This window comes from Affinundibacterium danionis, assembly GCF_042432465.1.
GTDB classification, from domain to species: domain Bacteria; phylum Pseudomonadota; class Gammaproteobacteria; order Burkholderiales; family Burkholderiaceae_D; genus Undibacterium; species Undibacterium danionis.
The window spans coordinates 161,768-180,174 of record NZ_JBHLXJ010000004.1; the positions used below are offsets into that span (position 1 = coordinate 161,768).

At 45.2% G+C, this 18,407-nt stretch carries 15 protein-coding genes; 6 read left to right on the forward strand and 9 right to left on the reverse strand.

Going from position 1 to position 18,407, the window contains the following annotated elements; all coding sequences use genetic code 11:
* Positions 1-111: 111 nt before the first annotated feature.
* The 3 genes from ACFFJH_RS04805 to pgmB all read right to left on the reverse strand — a co-directional run bounded on the left by ACFFJH_RS04805 (position 112) and on the right by pgmB (position 5,216).
* The gene (locus ACFFJH_RS04805; RefSeq protein WP_390210470.1) at positions 112-1,755 is read right to left on the reverse strand and encodes an alpha-amylase family glycosyl hydrolase; all 1,644 of its coding nucleotides are present in this window, start codon (positions 1,753-1,755) and stop codon (positions 112-114) included.
* Positions 1,756-2,206: 451 nt separating this feature from the next.
* Complete coding sequence (locus ACFFJH_RS04810) at positions 2,207-4,519, reverse strand: family 65 glycosyl hydrolase domain-containing protein (protein ID WP_390210471.1); 2,313 nt, start codon at positions 4,517-4,519, stop codon at positions 2,207-2,209.
* Positions 4,520-4,565: 46 nt separating this feature from the next.
* The gene (gene pgmB / locus ACFFJH_RS04815; protein ID WP_390210472.1) at positions 4,566-5,216 is read right to left on the reverse strand and encodes a beta-phosphoglucomutase; all 651 of its coding nucleotides are present in this window, start codon (positions 5,214-5,216) and stop codon (positions 4,566-4,568) included.
* Positions 5,217-5,707: 491 nt separating this feature from the next.
* Between pgmB and ACFFJH_RS04820 the strand changes: the two genes are divergently transcribed.
* Entirely contained in the window at positions 5,708-6,016 is a 309-nt protein-coding gene (locus ACFFJH_RS04820) for a single-stranded DNA-binding protein (RefSeq protein WP_390210474.1), read from the forward strand.
* A gap of 88 nt (positions 6,017-6,104) precedes the next feature.
* On the opposite strand, the gene ACFFJH_RS04825 is transcribed toward ACFFJH_RS04820, so the two are convergent.
* From ACFFJH_RS04825 to ACFFJH_RS04845, 5 genes are all read right to left on the reverse strand, one after another.
* Positions 6,105-6,764 carry an outer membrane lipoprotein gene (locus ACFFJH_RS04825; protein WP_390210475.1) on the reverse strand — a complete coding sequence of 220 codons (660 nt, stop codon included), beginning with the start codon at positions 6,762-6,764 and terminating at the stop codon, positions 6,105-6,107.
* 99 nt (positions 6,765-6,863) lie between these two features.
* Positions 6,864-8,144, reverse strand: a complete 1,281-nt coding sequence (locus ACFFJH_RS04830; RefSeq protein ID WP_390210476.1) for a TolC family protein — start codon at positions 8,142-8,144, stop codon at positions 6,864-6,866.
* Positions 8,144-8,461, reverse strand: a complete 318-nt coding sequence (locus ACFFJH_RS04835) for a DUF3240 family protein (RefSeq protein ID WP_390210477.1) — start codon at positions 8,459-8,461, stop codon at positions 8,144-8,146. The genes ACFFJH_RS04830 and ACFFJH_RS04835 overlap by 1 nt, the downstream gene beginning before the upstream one ends.
* Complete coding sequence (locus tag ACFFJH_RS04840; RefSeq protein WP_390210479.1) at positions 8,458-11,589, reverse strand: efflux RND transporter permease subunit; 3,132 nt, start codon at positions 11,587-11,589, stop codon at positions 8,458-8,460. The genes ACFFJH_RS04835 and ACFFJH_RS04840 overlap by 4 nt, the downstream gene beginning before the upstream one ends.
* Positions 11,589-12,866 (reverse strand): efflux RND transporter periplasmic adaptor subunit, encoded by a 1,278-nt coding sequence (locus ACFFJH_RS04845; protein ID WP_390210481.1) that lies wholly within the window; start codon positions 12,864-12,866, stop codon positions 11,589-11,591. Before ACFFJH_RS04845 ends, ACFFJH_RS04840 begins: the two co-directional genes overlap by 1 nt.
* Before the next feature lie 179 nt (positions 12,867-13,045).
* On the opposite strand from ACFFJH_RS04845, the gene ACFFJH_RS04850 reads away from it, so the two are divergent.
* The 4 genes from ACFFJH_RS04850 to ACFFJH_RS04865 all read left to right on the forward strand — a co-directional run bounded on the left by ACFFJH_RS04850 (position 13,046) and on the right by ACFFJH_RS04865 (position 16,467).
* Positions 13,046-13,711 (forward strand): response regulator, encoded by a 666-nt coding sequence (locus ACFFJH_RS04850; RefSeq protein WP_390210483.1) that lies wholly within the window; start codon positions 13,046-13,048, stop codon positions 13,709-13,711.
* A 40-nt stretch (positions 13,712-13,751) separates the two neighbouring features.
* On the forward strand, positions 13,752-15,173 hold the full coding sequence (locus tag ACFFJH_RS04855) for an ATP-binding protein (RefSeq protein WP_390210484.1): 1,422 nt from the start codon (positions 13,752-13,754) through the stop codon (positions 15,171-15,173).
* Positions 15,174-15,283: 110 nt separating this feature from the next.
* The gene (locus ACFFJH_RS04860) at positions 15,284-15,748 is read left to right on the forward strand and encodes a MarR family winged helix-turn-helix transcriptional regulator (RefSeq protein WP_390210487.1); all 465 of its coding nucleotides are present in this window, start codon (positions 15,284-15,286) and stop codon (positions 15,746-15,748) included.
* 299 nt (positions 15,749-16,047) lie between these two features.
* Entirely contained in the window at positions 16,048-16,467 is a 420-nt protein-coding gene (locus tag ACFFJH_RS04865; protein WP_390210489.1) for an organic hydroperoxide resistance protein, read from the forward strand.
* Positions 16,468-16,648: 181 nt separating this feature from the next.
* On the opposite strand, the gene ACFFJH_RS04870 is transcribed toward ACFFJH_RS04865, so the two are convergent.
* On the reverse strand, positions 16,649-17,224 hold the full coding sequence (locus ACFFJH_RS04870; RefSeq protein WP_390210491.1) for an outer membrane beta-barrel protein: 576 nt from the start codon (positions 17,222-17,224) through the stop codon (positions 16,649-16,651).
* Between the two features lie 481 nt (positions 17,225-17,705).
* On the opposite strand from ACFFJH_RS04870, the gene ACFFJH_RS04875 reads away from it, so the two are divergent.
* A complete protein-coding gene (locus tag ACFFJH_RS04875) occupies positions 17,706-18,347 on the forward strand; it encodes a methyltransferase domain-containing protein (protein WP_390210492.1) in 642 nt (213 codons plus the stop codon).
* Positions 18,348-18,407: the final 60 nt, after the last annotated feature.

Here is an 18,407-nt window from a genome sequence, read left to right on the forward strand (position 1 = left end):
GCTAGAAAAAGCAGTATAAACGGAAAAGCAAAATTGTGAACAGCACGGCAAACATAGGCGCACGGTTGCAGAGCGCGAGCTTAGTGTCGGGCTAACGCAGACCTATCCCACTCAGCTTTGACGTTTAACACCAAACCAAGCGCCATACGCCGGCAAGACCAATTGACTGCCGTCTTTCTGTCCAGCCAAACCATGACCAGAAAGCGCAATCGCATCTTGTACTTGCGGCCACTCCACCGTAATTGCCTCACCACTCAAATTAAACGCCACGTACATACTTGGTGCGCCAGGTAAATCACGGCTCAGCCCCAACACGGGTTCAGGCAAATCGTAAAAGGAAATATCCCCGCGCAATAATTGCGGGATGCTTTTTCTCCAACGTAAAACTCGGCGGGCAAAATGCAAAGGCGATTCTGGATTCTTTTCCTGCTCACTCACAGCCAAGGCAAAATGCTCAGAGGGCACAGGCAACCAAGGCTTCTCGTTAGAAAATCCGGCATAAGCGGCGTCACCATCCCATGGTAGCGGTGTGCGACAGCCATCACGTCCTTTTGATTCTGGCCAAAAATTAATTCCGACCGGATCTCGCAAATCTTCATAGGCGACTTCGGCTTCGGTCAATCCTAACTCATCTCCCTGATACAAGCATGGCGTGCCTTTTAGCGCGAGTTGCAAAGTTAAAATCATCTTGGCAAATTCTGCGCTAGCAGCTTGACCGCCCCAACGCGTCATAACTCGTGCCACATCATGATTGCCAACCGACCAAGAAGCACCACCCTCTTTCACTCTAGCCTCAAAAGCCTCGACTTGACGACGGATGTGAGCAGCCGAATACTCGGTAGTCAGCAAATTAAAACTATATGCCATGTGCAGTCGCTTACCACCTTCTGTGTATTGCGCCATGACTTCCAAGGCATCATCGGCACCAATTTCACCTATAGAAATAGCCTGATACTCGTCGAGCAAACATCTTACTTTTTCGAGAAAGGCTAAGTTCTCAGGTCGAGAATTATCATAAATATGCGCCTGCATGCCGTAGGGATTTGAAGCGGCTACATTCACCGTATTTTGTTTCGCCGCAACCGGATTATGTCGCAATTGCTGATCATGAAAATGGTAGATACAGGCATCCATACGGAAACCATCTACGCCACGCTCTAACCAAAATCGCATATTTTCCAGATGCGCTTTTTGCACTTCAGGATGATGAAAATTCATATCCGGCTGGCTGGTGAGAAAATTATGCAAATAGTATTGGCATCGACGCGTATCCCATTGCCAAGCAGATCCGCCAAAAATCGATAACCAGTTATTCGGGGGAGTTCCGTCTGGATTAGGATCTGCCCAGACATACCAATCAGATTTTGGGTTTGTGCTGCTATCGCGACTACGGCGACTTTCAACAAACCAAGGGTGCGACTCTGCGGTATGCGACAAAACCTGATCTATGATGATCTTCAAACCGAGCTCATGGGCACGTTCGATCAGAGTATCAAAATCAGCAAGCGTACCGAACAAAGGATCGACATCGCAATAATCAGCGACATCGTAACCAAAGTCCTTCATGGGCGAGGTAAAGAAAGGAGAAATCCATACAATGTCGACACCAAGACTAGCGATGTATTCTAGTTTTTCCGTGATACCCGGAAGATCACCAATACCATCACCATTACTGTCTTTAAAACTACGTGGATAGACTTGATAAATGACAGCTTCACGCCACCAATCAGGATTATGCAGAACTGTTTTTTTCATCTTTTATCACGCTTAGATTCGGTACACGATAGACCCGTATAGACCTGTAGAAAGCGACTTCGTTCAATATTGGAAAAAAGTGAGAAGAGAAATTGGAGGACAAAAAAAGCCCCTCACTTACTCTCGTAAGGAGGGAGCCGAAACTCATCACCGAGCTGATTACCCCTCCGATGTGAGCAAGAAATCCAATACAAAACGTATCAACCACTGATATCAACAATTACTCCAACTCATCGCTTTTGGTGGGCTACCTATTTCCCTCTTTCGGCGAGAAAAACACGGGATTTATTCATAACAAGCGTAGATTAAATCGAACTCGTGCTTCCATATTTACCTTATCACTCAATGCCTCAGAAATCAATTACCAAATTAGTTAATTCACAAATTGTTTCACTTTGCCTTCACTTTAGGTCTGAGCATTCATTAGTTTGAGCGCGAATTCAGCTTGAATTCAACGTGCCAAGTTCAAAGTCTGCCTTGCTGCTAAGTGCTGCTCAACGCCAGCAACTTGCATAGACAACTTTTGATCGGACTCATTTTCTATAATGATTGCATTGGCCTTCACCGCTACTTTTAATAAAGCGCCACGGAAAGTAATACGGAAGGAATAGCCTTGCCATTGCTTAGGTAAACTCGGATTCAAATGCAATACGCCCTGCTGCACACGCACGCCACCAAAGCCTTCTACCACCGACATCCAAGTTCCGGCCATCGAGGTAATGTGCAAACCATCATCCGTATCATGGTTGTAATCATCAAGATCCAAACGTGCGGTACGCAAATAGAATTTGTACGCCAAATCTTCATAACCGAGCGACGACGCCAAGATAGAATGTATGCAGGGCGACAGCGACGATTCATGCACGGTCAGCGGCTCGTAGAAATCAAAATTCTTCTTCAATGTCGCTTTATCGTAGTTCGCTTCAAAGTTATAAATCCCCTGTAAGACATCAGCCTGCTTGATGTAGCAAGAACGCAAAATTCTGTCCCAAGACCAGTGTTTATGAATAGGATATTCGCCTTTAGGGATCGCTGTCATGGGTAGCAATTCCTTATCCATAAAACCGTCATGTTGGATAAATACACCCGTTGCTTCATCTATAGGCAACACAATTTTTGCTGCCACATCAGCCCAGATTGTCTCTTCATCTTCGTGAGCACCTAACTGTGTTTTGGCGACAATCTCAGCATACCGTTGTGGATCATTTACTTTAACTTGCGCCAAAGATTCACGCGTGTAATTCAAAGTCCACTGCGCCAATAAATTGGTGTACCAATTGTTATTGACATTATTTTCGTATTCATTCGGTCCCGTCACGCCCAGCATGATGTAGCCATTACGACGATCTGACCATTGGACACGTTGACGCCAAAAACGAGAAATTGCGATCAAGACTTCTAAGCCGTATTCCGCCAAGTAGCCAACATCACCCGTGTGATTAATGTAGTTGTAAATTGCAAAACTCATCGCGCCATTGCGGTGAATTTCTTCAAACGTAATTTCCCATTCGTTATGACATTCTTCGCCATTGATGGTCACCATAGGGTACAAAGCGGCGCCATGTTTAAAACCCAGCTTAGCTGCATTTTCAATGGCGCGACCGAGATGCTTGTAGCGGTACACGAGTAATTGACGGGCTACTTTGGGATCGGCCGTTTTCAGATAAAACGGTAAGCAATACGCTTCTGTATCCCAATAAGTCACACCGCCATATTTCTCACCAGTGAAGCCTTTCGGCCCGATATTTAAGCGCTCATCTTCGCCAGTGTAAGTTTGATTCATTTGCAAAATATTGAAGCGTATCGCTTGCTGTGCAGCGACATCACCTTCTATGGTGATATCGCATTCCGCCCATTTCTTCGCCCACGCTGCGCGCTGCTCGGTCAACATCGCGGCAAAACCTTTTGCGTATGCGGCAGCCACACTTGCTTCTGCAACCCCTTGGATGTTGGCTTTATCTGCATACAAGGACGAAATCACCGCAACATATTTGATCAAGCTGACTGTCTGATTTTCTACTATCGTAAGGTTGACGGTATTTCCGACTAACTTATCTTGTGAAAATGGCGCGATAGTATAGAGCGCATCATCACCGTCATATTCCATCCCTAACTTAAACGCACAAGCGACATGAAACGCAGTCTTCTTGGTTTCGCCGGTAATGCTTGCCGTACCCTGCGCAGCATTACGTGAAATTTCTGTCCAAAACTGCTCATCGTAATTTGAATCTTGATTCACTACATTCAAATCAAGCAAAGGCGTAAACCTAAGTTTGCCACTAAAGTTCAAAGCTTTGACCGAATAACGAATCACTGCATTGTCGGTATCAACTATGCTGATAAAGCGCGTGGATTGCACTTCGATTTGTTTTCCCGATGAGAGCGTAGCCACGAAACTACGTTGCAAGATACCTTCTTGCATATTGAGCACACGCTTAAAATTCGTGACGTTAGCAGTTGCCAGATCGAGTTCTTCGCCATCGACATTGACATGAATACCTATCCAATTGGTCGCATTGAGTACCTTAGCAAAATATTCGGGATAACCATTTTTCCACCAGCCGACGCGCGTTTTATCTGGATAATAAACGCCCGCTACATAGCTACCCCGCAGCGTACTTCCGCTATATTTTTCTTCAAAATTCGCCCGCTGTCCCATCTTGCCGTTACCGATAGAAAAGATGCTTTCGGAGATACGATTCAAAGCAGGATCAAAGCTTTCTTCGATAATATTCCACGGGTCTTTTTTGATGTAGTCTCTCATTGCAGTTTCGTCCGTCTTTGATTTATTTCGTTTACTATTTTTTGAATTAGGCAAAGCGCGCCAATACATCTGCGATTCCAAAACCGGCAAAATTCGGCAGCACAAAATGCGCCTGATCCAACACCGCTGCGCTTCCGATACCCACTACTTTCATTCCCGCATTCCGCGCCGCCTGCACCCCTGCCACTGCATCTTCAAACACAATGCAATTACTGGCAGGAACCGCTAATTCTTCCGCCGCTTTTAAAAACACTTCAGGATCGGGTTTGGCCTTGCTCACTTTATTACCATCGACAATCGCGTCAAACTGATCTAGCAACTGTATGCGTTCCAAGATCAAAACCGCATTTTTACTCGCCGATCCCAGCGCCACTTTGATACCCTGTGCACGTACCGAACGCAAAAATTCCGCTGCACCTGGCAAGATTTCTTCTGGTCCGATTTGCTGTATGTATTCCAAATACCAGCCATTTTTTTGCACTAAAGCTGCATCAAACTCAACTTCGTCCAACTGCTTATTACCAAGACGCAAAATCAATCTCAAAGATTCAATCCGACTCACACCTTTGAGCTGTTCATTATCGTGTTCCGTAAAATCAAAATCCAAACTATTCGCCAAACGCTTCCAAGCCAGATAGTGATACTTCGCGGTATCTACGATCACACCATCTAAGTCAAAAATACAGGCTGGTTTCATAGACTTACTCATATTTTGGAAAATTAAAAAGCGCTGAACGAATAATTTTTAACATTTAAGGCTCAAATTCAAAGCGCTTTGGATTAATTTTTAGTTTAATTCAAAGCGCTTTGAAAAGTAAAGGAAAAAACGCTGACTTTTGTTGTTTTGTGGAATTGGCGAATCAACTATTTAGGTGTCTAGCGACATCTATTATTACTGGAAACATTACCAAATAATAAAAACACCAACTATCCGAAGCCATAATCTTCTTAGAATCTGCTATCAATCAGCATCATTCAATGTAATTACTAAATTTACACCTTTAAATAATATTAGCTATCCATAAGACTTATATTTTCAACCCTTTGATCTCAAGCACTAGCTATTTCTCAACTTTTATCCTGTTACCGCACACAGCCAACTTCGCGACCTTGCTTGTCATGATTAATAATAATCAGCATCTTAGGTACTATAATTCGGCTCAACTCTCCTCAACAAAATAAGCAATTATGATCGACGCATTAATTTCAGGTCGCCTGTATGGCATCGCGGAACAAAGAACTGGCCACGGGAACTCGAACTACGTGACTTGTAAAGTCAAAGCAATGACTGATGATGGTGACGGCATTATTTGTAATGTGATCGCTTTTAACGATGTCGTGCGTGAGGCTTTATTGAACTTAGAGGATGGTGCCAGTTTGAGTCTATCGGGAGCTTTAACCCCTAAGGTTTGGACCGATAAGCAAGGCATTGCGCGCCCTGCTTTGGATCTGGAGGCGCATAGCATGCTTACATTGACACCGACTGAGAGCAAATAAAAACGGCGGCTTGAAATTCAAGTCGCCGCTTTGTACTTTATGGTGCGTTTTTACCCTAAAGTAAGCTTACTGATCACTTACTCATCACTTACTCATTGCTCACTAAGCGACCATCCACCAATCGCACGCGATCACCTGAGCGCCAATCTGGTCGGCTGCTTGGTTTGAAAGTTCGAGTTTCACCGTTTTCCATTTTTACTGTCACTTCATGGACTGTATGCGAATTGCGGCTTTTTTCAATTTCATTGCCTACGTAACTACCGCCAACTGCGCCTGCTACGGTAGCGATTTTCCGACCATTGCCACCGCCCACTTGATTACCGATTACGCCACCTAAAACTGCACCAGCCACTGCGCCGACGCCACTACCTTTTTCTGCTTTTTGCTCGTAACTACGAACCGATGTGACCACGCCACATGATTGGCAGACTGCCTTTTCTGTAGTCTGTGCCGAATTTAATTTTTCTTTATCACTGTCTCTCCCACTATCTTTGAAACTATCCCGCGCACTACTATGTTCGGTAGTTTTTGACGTAGCGTTTTTTGCTAGCTCTTTACTGTTAGCTTTAGTAGAACTGCTGCTTTCAATTAGCGCTGTGCTTGCATTGGGTTTATCTGCTTTCGACTCGCCATTTGAATTGGGCAGCATGCCAGTCATAGCGGCAACCCCGACTAGACTAACTAAAATAACGGAACCAGCTGCGATTGCAATCAAAGGATGTAGTGATTTTTTTGTTGTATTAGTCATGATGTAATACTCCTCTGAATGAGATATTTGTAACAACGAGGATGATAGCGTAATGGTTGACTCTCTGTGCAACACACCACTTTTACTATCTTCACAAAACTAATCCAAAGCCCATATCAAATGGGCGTCTAAGTGCAATCTGGCATAACTCGCGAGAGCATCGATCTGCGCCGCATCGGCTGCCATCGCAGCGTCTAAAGCGGTCTTTCTGGCATTGAGAGCATCCCCGATTGCCAGCTCGCCTAATTTGTAGGCAGTTTGCATTAACTGTGCTTGCTCTTGACTCTGTTGTCGCAAACTTTGCAAAGTTTGCCAATTAGCATAATGGCGCTGATTATCTGCAATCGCTTTTTGCGCTGCTAAAGTGACTTTCATCTGCACTTGCTGTAATTTTTCATTTGCCATTTTGGCGCGTAATTGAGCCGAACCACGTTCTAAGCTGCGTGCTTCACCAGGAAAAGGTATGGAGATACTAAAGCCAAAAATCTTCTCTTGACCGTTACGTTCACGACTTGAACGTATGCCAAGGGTCGGGTCTGGGACTTTGTCGCTTTCCACGCGAGCGGCTTGCAAACTCATGTAGGCCGCTTCCGCCTGCGCTAGTTCTAATTCATGATTATCATCCATGATCTTGTGCATCCAAACATCCCCACTCCACGTATTTAACTGAGGCTGAGGTAACACTATTGTTTCAGGCAAAGGCAAACCCGGATAGTTCGCCTTCAATATCTGTAATGCTAGCTCTTCGCGCTGTTCGGCCTGCTGAAGCAAAGAGCGAACACGCTGTAACTCAGTCTGAGCAGACAGTTGTTCGTAACGCGCTGCATCACCTGCTTTTACTCGCTTCTCGGCAATCGCATTCAGTTGCTCAGTCAATTCAACTTGCTGGCGTAGCAGGTTCACCGCCGCTCGCTCCTTGACCGCATCAAACCATTCTTTCATCAAGCTACGGCTAGTCTCGTGCCACACATCCGCATAACCAGACTGAGCCACTTCTACACCTTTGGCACCCAAGGCTCTATCTTTTTCCGCCTTACCGAACCAACGAACGGGGCGTTCCAAATTGAACTCTTGTTCTTGATAACGTTCGCCAAGTTGATCGCTACGACGGTTGAGGCCGATACGGGCAGTCCATTCATAGTACCCTGCATCCAAACGTTTTTGCTGATTGCCCGCCAAATCAAGACCGATTTTTGCGGAACGTAATTGAGGTAAATTTTCAAAAACTTTTCTAACCGCGGCTTCGTTAGGTAAAACAGAAAATGCGCTTTCTTGCGCCAACACAGCATAAGGAGCAAACAATAAAGCCGCGCTGGCCGCTATACGAGTCACGACACTAGTTAGGATACTACGCGCGTTTTTTGCTGTAGGCTTAAGCATCAAAATCTCCCAAAATGACTGACAGGCGTGATCCAATAGGCGACGCCACTATTTCTAATAATTTCACCTAATGCTTCCAACAATAAAAGCAGATTTTGTTGATCGCCAACGACCAAAATCAACTTGCGTTTGCAGCGTCCTTGTACTTTTTCCATAGCAGAACTTAAGGCAGCGCCCTGCCCCATGCCCTGTGCATCGATCATGGAAAAGCCGCTTGCCCACTGGGGATTGAGTAACAAAAAATCCGAAACTTCATCAACCAATGCGACTGGCATGGCTAAAGTCAACATGCTGTCGTAATTAAGTAATTCGCTCATGCCTGTGCCTCATTTTGTTTTTCATTTTGTTCTTTGCTTAGTTCTTTGTTTAGTTGAAGAGTCGATTCATTCATAGCGACACCAAAACGCTGAAACAAAATCGGCAACAAGATCAAAGTTAAAGCGGTAGCAGATAAGAGTCCGCCGATCACGACGATTGCTAGTGGACGTTGAATTTCCGATCCGGGCCCGGTTGCCAGTAGCAGAGGAATCAAGCCAAATGCAGTAATACTAGCCGTCATCATGACAGGCCGAAAACGTCGTAATGCACCGATCGATACAACTTCGTCGAGGGCGACACCACGCGCCACCATCTGATTAAAATAAGTAATCATCACCAAGCCATTCAATACCGCAATCCCCATCAAAGCAATAAATCCTACTGAGGCGGGAACAGATAAATATTCTCCGGTCACGGCCAGTGCAATCACCCCACCAACCATGGCAAAAGGAATATTGACGAAGACCAAAACCGACTGACGCACGCTACCTAAAGTGGCGAATAGGAGAAAGAAAATCAATGCCAATGAAATCGGCACCACCACGCCCAAACGCGCCGCAGCCCGTTGTTGATTCTCAAATTGTCCGCCCCAAGTTAAGCGATATCCCTCGGGCAGTTGCACTTGTGCTGCCACTTTCACTTTGGCTTCGTCAACAAAACCAACCAAATCACGACCGCGCACATTGGCACGCACCACCACCAAGCGCGAAGAATTTTCTCGTTCCACCTTGACTGGGCCATCCACCATTTTTAACTCTGCAACCTGACTTAAGGCGATAGAAGTGCCATCGGCGATAGGCAAACGAATTTGTTGAAATAGTTCCGCCGACATTTGCAGATAATCGCTACCTCGCAATAGCAATGGAATACGATGCCCATCTTGAATCACGATACCGGTTTGGCGTCCCTCCACCATCGTACGTAAATCGTTTTGAATTTGATCCACACTTAATCCCAGACGGCCGGCGGCTTCTTGATTAATATCGACTTGCAGATACTGTACGCCTGCATTTTTCACCGTCAATACGTCTTCGCTACCTGAGATGCCTTCTACCGTCTTGACGATTTTTTCTGCCAATTCGCTCAATACTTGATTATTAGGACCAAACACTTTGATCGCTAAATCGCCACGCACACCAGACAACATTTCTGAAGTACGCATTTCTATGGGCTGAGTAAAACTAAAATTCATACCAGGAAATTCGTGAGTTACTTTACGTAGTTTATCGACAATGGCTTCTTTACTTGCAGCCTGCCATTGCTCCTTCGGTTTTAATACCAAGAACGTATCAGTCTCATTCAAACCCATGGGATCGAGTCCAAGTTCATCTGAACCAGCGCGAGCCACGACACTGCGCACCTCAGGTACCGTTTCTAAAATACGACGCTGTACCGCCATATCTAATTTGGCCGACTCTTGCAAATTAATGGAAGGCAGTTTTTCAATTTGCATGATGATGTCGCCCTCGTCCAAACTAGGCATAAATGATTTTCCTATGAAAGGAAAAATCATGATCGTAACCAGTAAAGTAGCGACCGAAGCGATCATCACTTTTTTTGCATTCGCCAAAGCGAGCGTCAAAACGCGCTTATAAGTTGCTTCTAATTTGCGCACTAACCAAGGCGTGTCGCCATGATGCGCATGCATTAAGAACGATGCCAACACGGGAATCACCGTCAAAGACAGCAATAAAGAAGCGGCGAGCGCAAACGTAATAGTTAAAGCGACTGGGGCAAATAATTTTCCCTCCAATCCTTGCAAGGAAAGTAGAGGCAAGAACACGATCATGATCACTAACATACCCGCCGTCACAGGCACCGCCACCTCACGTACTGCACGATAAATAATGTGCAGCTGTGAGAAGTTAGGTCTTTCTTTATCAGCGCTATGCGCTTCGATGTTTTCGACCACCACCACTGCCGCATCCACCAGCATACCAATCGCAATCGCCAAACCGCCTAAAGACATCAAGTTGGCGGTTAAACCAAAGCTATTCATCAACACAAAAGTACCAAGCGAAGCCAGCGGCAAAATGCAAGCAACAACTAAAGCCGAGCGCACATTACCAAGAAATAAGTAGAGCAAGATCACCACCAAAATCGTGGCTTCGGCTAAGGCCTTAATCACCGTGCTCACAGCACGTTCGACCAAATTGCCGCGATCATAGAAAGTCTTAATGCTAGTCCCTTTGGGCAAAGATTTTTCTATCAGCTGTAGACGTTCATTGACTTGTTCAACCACCTTTTGTGCATTGGCACCGCGCATACTCAGGATCAGACCTTCTACCGCTTCGTTATTGCCATCTTTAGTCACCATGCCATAACGCGTCATCTGTCCAATCCGCACATTGGCCACGTCGCCAATACGAATTGCCTGCCCATCTCTATGCTGTATCGCAGTTGCCTTAACATCTTCCAAGCTGCGTATGCTGCCATCACTGCGCACTAACAGTGATTCTTCACCACTGTTTAAACGCCCAGCACCATCATTCCGATTATTTGCTTCTAAGGCATCCTGCAACTGTTGCAAAGACACTTTGCGGGCAGCTAGAGCAACGGGGTCGGGTATCACCTCGAAACTTTTTACCAAACCACCCAAGGTATTTACATCAGCCACGCCAGTGATATTGCGCAATTGAGGACGAATAGTCCAATCCAATAAAGTGCGTTTTTCCATCAAACTGAGTGGCCCTTCTATGGTGAACATAAAGATTTCACCCAAAGGAGTCGTCACTGGCGCCATGCCACCGCTCACCGAGGCAGGCAAATCTTTCATCACACTGCTCAGTCGCTCCCCGACTTGTTGGCGCGCCCAATACACGTCGGTACCATCTTGAAAATCCAAGGTAATATCAGCGATCGCATATTTCGACTGAGAGCGCAAAATAACTTGATGGGGAATACCGAGTAACTCTTGTTCTATAGGTGCGACGATACGGGCTTCTACTTCTTCCGGTGTCATGCCCGGCGCCTTCATAATCAACTTCACCTGAGTGCTCGACACATCAGGAAACGCATCAATCGGTAATTGTCGAAATGCATAAAAACCCGCACCAACCAATATCGCGGTCAGCACCAATGCCAGCAAACGCTGCGCCAATGAAAAAGCTATCAGACGGGCTAACATTATTTCTTCTCGCTGGTAGTTTTGCTACTGGCCGTGCTATTGGCAGCGCTACTGCCCGCACTGCTGGCAGCCGCTGGCGGCGCTATCGCTGGCGCATCTTCTGCACCAAGTCCTAGCCAAGCACCTTTCAGTGAAACAATACCTTGGGTAGCGACTTGAGGACTTTTACCCAAATTGCCGATAACCCAAATTTTATCGGGCGAACCGCTCACCACTTTGACTTTAACCGCTTCAAAGCCGTCGCTATTACGAACGAATACGTACTGCTGACTGGCACTTCGGATGACCGCTGTAGCAGGCACACCATAGCTATCTTTGACATGCTGACTACCAATATGGGTCGCTTCGACAAATTGATTTAAACGAATACATCCATCATGCTGCAACTCTTGCGCACGCACTAACACGCTTTGATTGCTGCTATCGAGTTGCGGCGAAATCGCCATCACTTTAGCCATGCCACAATTTTTTATCTGCAATAACTCACCAACACGTATTTGCTCTAGCTGATTGCGACTCGCCAGAAAATCTATCCAAAATGGCGCATTGCCCGCAATTTTTGCAATCGGCATCCCTGCTTCTATTCTTTGCCCCAACTGCGACGGTAGATCAAGCACCGCACCACTGCTCTTAGCAACTATCGTTAAATTAGGTGACAAAGATTTTGTTTTCAACATACTCTTTAAGTTCGCATCAGACATGCCCGCCGCACGCAAAGTTTGCTGGCGTTCCGTCATCGCGACCTCCGCATGGATTGCTTGGGCGCGACTATCTTGTACTCGACTCTGCGCAATAATGCCCTCTTTAAAAAGCGCGTCATCTCTGGCCAATTTTTCTTGGGCTAACTGATGTTGTGTCGCTAGCTGCAAATACTCTCTCTGCATTTCCAATATTTGCGGACTAAACAAAGTAACAATAGCGCTACCTGCTTTCACGTTTTGTAGAGGACTAACATGTATGGCCTGTACCGTACCTGCGACTAGCGCGCTCAACAATTGCGTCGCACTTGGCGAACCAACTACGGTGCCCGATAAACGTAGTCCTTGGTCAGATACCACACTGGCCGCCGAGCTAGCTTTCGATGATTGAGCAGCTGGACTCGTCACTGCCAAAACCGCCGCTTCAGTTTTAATCCCAGAACGGGTAATCTGCTGCGGGCTCATCGCGATTTGCGTCTCATTTTGCGCCACAGCGGGATAGCTCAGAGCGATCATACTGACAGACGAGACAAGGGAAATTCGCTTGATATGTTGTTGAATGCTTAAAAATATTGGCATGATTGGCTAGTAAGTAGGCTATAAGTTGGCTAATAAGTAAGCGAGTTAAAAAGGGAGAATGAGTTCATATTAAAGCCAAGTTCTTAAGGACTTCTTAACAAGTCACAATTAAAATTACAAAATCAGTGCAGAAAACGCACGCAGCAAGTCTCAGACAAACGCCGGACAGGAGTAGCATTTTGCGCATACTATTAGTTGAAGACGATCCACAATTAGGGCGTGCTACGCAGCTAGGATTAGATCAATCTGGCTACGCAGTTGATTGGGTACAAACCGCTGAAGCAGCACTCACCTCAATTAAATTGCACGACTATCAATGTCTGTTATTAGATTTGGGATTACCGCAACAAGATGGCATGAGCTTGTTGGCGCAATTACGTCGCAATGGGTTTAATGAATCTATCCTGATCGTCACGGCTCGTGATCAGATCAAAGATAAAGTGGCTGGCCTAGACGCTGGGGCCGATGATTTTATTATTAAGCCTTTTGACTTAGACGAATTAGCCGCTCGTATCCGTTCTGTCAGACGTCGTTTAGCGGGACGCAGTAGCGCCTTACTCAAGCATCGCGACATTATTTTGGATGCCGCGGCACGCCAAGTGAGTTTGCACGGTGAGACCATCAGTTTAACCAGTCGAGAATTTAATATTCTGCAGTTTTTATTAGAGCACTTAGGACAAATCGTTAGCAAAGACCAGCTCGAACAAGCGCTATATAGTTGGGGTGACGAGATCGAAAGTAATACGATACAAGTTCACATTCATCATCTCAGAAAAAAATTAGGCAAAGACCTGATCCGTACGCTGCACGCAGTGGGTTATGTCATCGATAAAGAAATTGACTAAGAAATTGACAAAAATATCGCCAAAGAAATCACCAATTAACATGACGCAATTGAAATCCCAAACCGCTACCATAAGCGCCGCACATGCTGGCCTTGTCGGTAAAAAAACTGCTCAGCGGTGGTCATTACGTCGCTCCTTAATTGCTATGTTATTGACGATTACCTTATCAATTTGGGGCTTTAGCGGTATTGTTGTTTATATCGAAGCGGATCAAGAAAGCAAGGAATTATTTGATCAATCGTTAGCAGAAACAGCGCATCTATTATTGACACTGGCCGATCATGAAGTCAGCGATAAACCCACTTTAGAACACCCCTTAAGCGAAACCAATGTAGAGAAACACAATCAATATTTATTACTGCAAATCTGGGATGCCAGCGGTAAGCTAATGTATAAAAATCAGGCCGCACCTCTGTCTGCTATCTCAACCGAAAAGCATTCAGGCTTTGGCTGGACCCAATTAGAAGGACAAGCTTGGCGCACTTATTCGATCTGGAATAATTCACATCAACTACAAATACAAGTCGCAGAACCCACCAGTCATCGCAAAGATATCAGTGGCCGCTTTGCCTACAAATTGCTGCTATTCGCCTTGCTCGTGCTGCCACTCATGACGGCTGGGATCTGGTTAACGATTAATCGTTTATTTCGCGCATTACAAGACTCAGCCGATCAGGTGGCAAAACGTACGCCTAACGATTTGGAAAAAGTGGTGCTGACTGGCGCCCCCACTGAACTACACTCTTTACTCACGGCGATTAATCATTTGTTCGAACGGGTTAGCCATGCCATGGATCAAGAGCAGCGCTTCACCGCCAATGCCTCGCATGAGTTACGGACTCCATTAGCCGCCATTAAGGCTAATCTTCAAGTAATTCAAAGAGCACGCAACGATGCCGAGCGTCAGGAGGCGATAGATGGGCTATTAATTAGCGTGGATCGCGCTACCCGTTTAGTAGAGCAACTCATGGTCTTGTCGCGATTAGATCCTCAACATGGTTTAGATCCCGCTTTACGGCTGGTCGATTTAGCAGATTATCTGGAAAAGCAATTACCAGAATGGCAGCAATTAGCAGCTAAGCATGGCATGATTTTCCACACGCAACTTGCCTCAGCACCATGCATGATTAACCCCGATAGTCTGCAAATTTTGCTACGAAATTTACTGGACAACGCGCTACGTTATACGCCCGCGAACGGTGAAATTTTACTGAGCTGCGGCACGCAAGAAGGATCTACTTACTTACAAATCAGCGATACGGGGCCGGGGATACCACCCGCCATGTACGACAAAGTCTTAGAACGTTTTTTCCGCTTAGCAAATGCGAACGCCTCAGGCAGTGGCTTGGGTTTATCTATAGTCAAAAACATCGCAGTAAATCATGCGGCACGATTGGAATTGGGACCGGGATTACATGGTATGGGTTTAAGCGTCAGCTTGTATTTTCCACCTGTACAGTAGCCACTGCTTATTATCCATTCACTAGCAAGTCTAGACCGCAGGCAAGTAAGCGACAGTTGATAAAGCTTTTCATAAGTCTGATAATGCGATAACTCTTGACGGCATCCAATATGAAATCGAAAAAGTCTCTCACACCCGACTACCTAGCTTTAGAAAATCAGTTTTGCTTCGCGCTTTATTCAAGCTCGCTGGCAATGACAAAAACCTATAAGCCTTTACTCGATCAGCTTGGCCTGACTTATCCGCAATATCTGGTGATGTTGGTCTTATGGAAGCAAGACCAACTTTTAGTCAAAGAAATTGGAGAATTGCTATTTCTCGACTCGGGCACGCTTACGCCACTCTTAAAGAGACTAGAAGTGGCAGGACTTTTAAAACGTGTCAGAGATAGCGAAGATGAACGTCAGGTAAGAATTACCCTAACTACGTCTGGCCAAGCTTTACGCAAAACCGCAGAAGCAATTCCCGCGCAAATCCTGTGTGCTAGCGGGCTTAGTACCGACAATTTAAGTCAACTACGTGGTGAATTACAACAACTACGCAACGAATTAAATCGTCATTTGGCACAGTCATAATCGCTGCTGCAGAGACTTATTTTTAAATCTCCCCTCACAAAACGTCGAACAAATTCTTCACGACATCAGTACAACATAAGCACAACATAAGCACGGTATAAAAAATCTATCAAAGCGATAGGAATTATTTTTTAAAATTAGATTGCACACAATTTAATTGCGCGATATCATTCTACCCAAGCTGCAAACTTAAAAGCGTAAAACGAAGTGCAGCGATCCAGAACAAGATTTTCCCCAGCTTTTCAACTTAGCTTTTACTTTAGTTTTTATCTTATTGTTTACCTACACAGGAGTTTATTATGCAAGTTCTCTACACAGCACGCGCTACAGCAACTGGCGGCCGCGATGGTCGCGCCGTCTCTGACGATCAACGCTTAAGCGTTAGCCTCAGCACGCCCAAAGAATTAGGTGGTGCCGGTGGCGAAGGTAGTAATCCAGAACAATTATTCGCTGCAGGTTATTCCGCTTGTTTCATCGGCGCATTAAAGTTTGTCGCCGCTGCCGCTAAACAAAGCCTGCCTGCTGATGCCAGTATCAAAGGTGAAGTAGGTATCGGCCCCAATGGCAAAGGTGGATTTGGTTTGCAAGTCGCATTGAATATTTCTTTGCCAGGTCTGGAACGCAGTGTGGCGGAAGCTCTAGTCGCAAAAGCACACGAAGTCTGCCCATATTCCAACGCAACACGTGGCAATATCGACGTACAACTCAATTTAGTCTGATCTTAGTTTGGCGTATTAAATACAACTTACTTAGACTATTTGCGACGACTGCAAACAAAAAAAGGCACGCAATCAAACCAGTTTGATTGCATGCCTAACCGGTAAGATCATCCGGGTAAGCGCTCCCAGAAAAAATCTAGGAAGCGCCGAGAGAAAACACTAATCAAAACTACATTACAGATTAGAAGCTGTACTGCACGCCAACGGAGAAATTATTCACCGTGTCTTTGTCACCGCCCAATTTCACACGACGTGATTCAAACTCACCGCGCAGCGCGATATCTTTGCTGACTTTGTAAGTAAGACCCAAGCCCAGTACAGGCTGAGTTGATGTTGTGTCTTGGGAAAAGTGTGCCCAACCTGGTACTACAGAATTCGCATCCGCTTTCACTCGTGTCAAACCTAATTTAGCAAAACCACCAAATTGCTCGGTGAAATCATGCTTAGCTACACCTGCGATTTCAAAACCTGTACCTTTAACTTCAGCACTGGCACTCACTTGTCCAACAGTCCCGTTAGCATTGATTTTTCCTAAAGAAAAATAACTCGCTTCTACTGCAAAATTCTTATCGATATTGTAGCCACCGAATAATTTGTAGCCTGTCGATGTGGTGTCGCATTTGGTGGTTCCTTTGCAGTCGTCATTCCATTTTGCCTGACCTGCAGTTGCACCTACATAGACTTGTGCGGAAGCGCTAGCGCCTATCATTAAACCCGCCACTGCCAAGACTGATACCAACCAATTTTTCTTCAACATAATGACCTCAATAAATGTAAATACTTGAAATTCCAACTTCTAAAGAGCGCAACGCAGCGTTCAAGTTCGACATGCGTCTTCTGTCTGCACCTCAGCACAAGTATTATTACCTGCGGGTCTGTCGGTACAACATGGAGCGAAGACTAACGAGCCACGCAAAGACGGGCAAAAAGCTTTACGCAGGTCTTTTTAAGTACCCCGACTGGTATTACGACTCAGTACCTTTCAAGAATTTCAAGCATCAAGTCAACCAAAAGATTTTCCTCTATGTAGTAAAAAACTTTCTAACTGCAGGCATTCAATCGTCGCAGAATAATTTCCAGCTAAAATGGCGTTATGTAGTGTTCGCATTTATCGCTAGTCACAATTATCTCTATTCGCTCTCCTGTCTCGCAGAGGAATATCGAAAAAAGTATTAATCAAAACAGCGATTGATTCTGAATCAATTCAAAACCAATTCAAAATTAGCTGAGGTTTTTTTATGCATGAAGCAAGCAAAGCACTGTCTCGTCGCTTACACGACAATCGTTTTAGTACCCGCTACTTTGTCGGAAATGGAATTGATATCGGATGTGGGCCAGATCCAATTAGTCAATACGCAGAACAATTTCCCTTAATGCGTCAGGTAAAAAATTGGGATATGCCAGATGGGGATGCGCAATACCTCGCTAACGCTGCTGATGCTAGCTTCGATTTCGTACATTCCAGCCATTGTCTAGAACATATGCATGATCCAAAAATTGCTTTATCAAATTGGCTACGGGTACTCAAATCTAATGGCCATATGGTAATTACTATCCCAGACGAAGATCTATATGAACAAGGTGTTTTTCCATCCAGCTTTAATCATGATCACAAATGGACTTTTACATTGCACAAGAAAAAAAGTTGGTCACCTAAATCTATTAATTTGTTCGACTTACTCGCCGAATTTACTGATCAAATTCAAATTTTAAAAGTAGAACTACTAGACGCGAATTATCGCTATCGTTTAGGCAGGTTTGACCAAACTTTAACTCCTGTTGCTGAGGCGGGTATAGAATGCATACTACGAAAATTACCCGACGCCGAAAAAGTAGCAATGGGTCGCTACACCAGCACTCGACCAACTCTGGCTAAATAAATTTTAGATGATTCTGAAACGAGTCTGAAACATCGCTCAAACCATTCAACACTAGCATCA